This window comes from Paracidovorax valerianellae, from assembly GCF_900102625.1.
GTDB classification, from domain to species: domain Bacteria; phylum Pseudomonadota; class Gammaproteobacteria; order Burkholderiales; family Burkholderiaceae_C; genus Paracidovorax; species Paracidovorax valerianellae.
The window spans coordinates 1-1,517 of sequence record NZ_FMZC01000046.1 but is presented as its reverse complement, the minus strand read 5'-3'; the positions used below and the strand labels follow the sequence as shown (position 1 = coordinate 1,517).

General features: G+C 57.2%; 2 pseudogenes. Both read right to left on the bottom strand.

Going from position 1 to position 1,517, the window contains the following annotated elements:
- Nucleotides 1-257: 257 nt before the first annotated feature.
- Nucleotides 258-1,165 (bottom strand): annotated as a pseudogene (locus tag BLT03_RS23580) (IS3 family transposase); the annotation flags it as partial.
- 106 nt (nt 1,166-1,271) lie between these two features.
- Nucleotides 1,272-1,486, bottom strand: a pseudogene (locus BLT03_RS25170) (IS3 family transposase); the annotation flags it as partial.
- Between the last annotated feature and the right edge of the window lie 31 nt (nt 1,487-1,517).

Here is a 1,517-nt window from a genome sequence, read left to right as displayed (position 1 = left end):
CAGACACTCCAGACAACTTGCATCGCCCTTCCCTCCTGCCAAGCCCGCTAGTATAGACCACAAACCCCTGCAACGTAGGAATTCGATGACAGAAATTGTATAGATTGAGCCTGAGCGCGTCGCATAAGACTAGGTTAGGAAGTCGAACGAGCAGTCCAGAATTGCGAATGTTACAGAAAAGACGTTAGGGAAAGTCTGCACGACCCGCTAGGTTGTGACTCGCCCCGGATCCCCTAGACACTTTTTAGCCGTTGGGAAAATAAACTCTCGGCCACGGCGTTGTCATGGCAATTGCCCCGACGGCTCATGCTGGAGACAAAGTTGTGAGCGCGCAGGAAGTCTTGCCATGCATGCCCAGTGAACTGAATGCCCTGATCGGAGTGGACGGTGACAGCGGCTTTGGGTTGCCTGCCCCACAACATCGTCAGCAGTGCGTTGAGCACTAACTCAGTGCCGATGCGGTGCCCCATGGACCACCCAATTACCTAGCTGGAGATCAGGTCGATGACGGCGTTCAGGCACAACCCCCGTAATGAGTGCGGATGTAGGTGATGTCGGTCACCGATGACTGATTGGGCTTGCTGACATTGAACTGGCGCTGCAGGTGGTTTGGTGCCACCACCGCTGGCTTGCCGCCACGCGAGCCAGGTCGGCGTCGATAGCCGGTCTGTGAACGCAGGCCTTCAAGCTTGAGCAACCGGGCCACGCGGTGCTTGCCGCAGCGCTCTCCCAGGTCGCGCATGTCCATCGTAAGCTTGCGATAGCCATAGACGCCGCCACTCTCCAGCCATGCGTGCTTGAGCAGGCCCAACAAGCGTTGATCGTCCTTGCCACGAGAACTCACCGGATCGCACTTCCAGGCGTAGTAGCCGCTGGGGTGCACGGTCATGAGCAGGCACATGCGGCGAATGCTGTGCTGGTGTTCATGCCGCTCGATGAATGCGTACCTCACCCGGACTGCTTGGCAAAGTACGCTGCGGCCTTTTTTAGGATGTTGCGCTCCTCGGTCACACGTTTGAGCTCGGCCTTCAGCCTCCGCAGCTCATCCGTCTGTAATCCTTGCGCTTGTCGTTGCGCCGCGGGCATTCGATGGGCCTTGATCCACTGATACAGGCTGTGCTGGCTAACACCAAATCTGGCGGATACGTCGGCCACGCCCGGTGATCTGTTTGACCGCTTCGGTTTTGAATTCTTAGGAGTATCTTTGCTTACTCCTCCTATTGGGGCTCAGGTTTGAGGCTCAGAGATGTCTAGAAAACCCTGGCGATTCAGTAGAACCTGCTGGCCGAGACATTCATCGCGCGGTACACGTCCCTATGGGGAAGGATAAAGGCGTACCCCACCGCGGGTCCGTTGCAAAGTAGCCAAGCGCTTTTTTAGGATGTCGCTCCGTGGTGACCCGGCGCAGTTCTCGTTGAAGCCGTTTGACCTCAGACGCCGACTCGCTGTGCAACGGCTTGTCGGCCCGCATCTTCATAGTCCGTCCTGAACAATCCCGTTTTCAGCTGCAGGCAGAT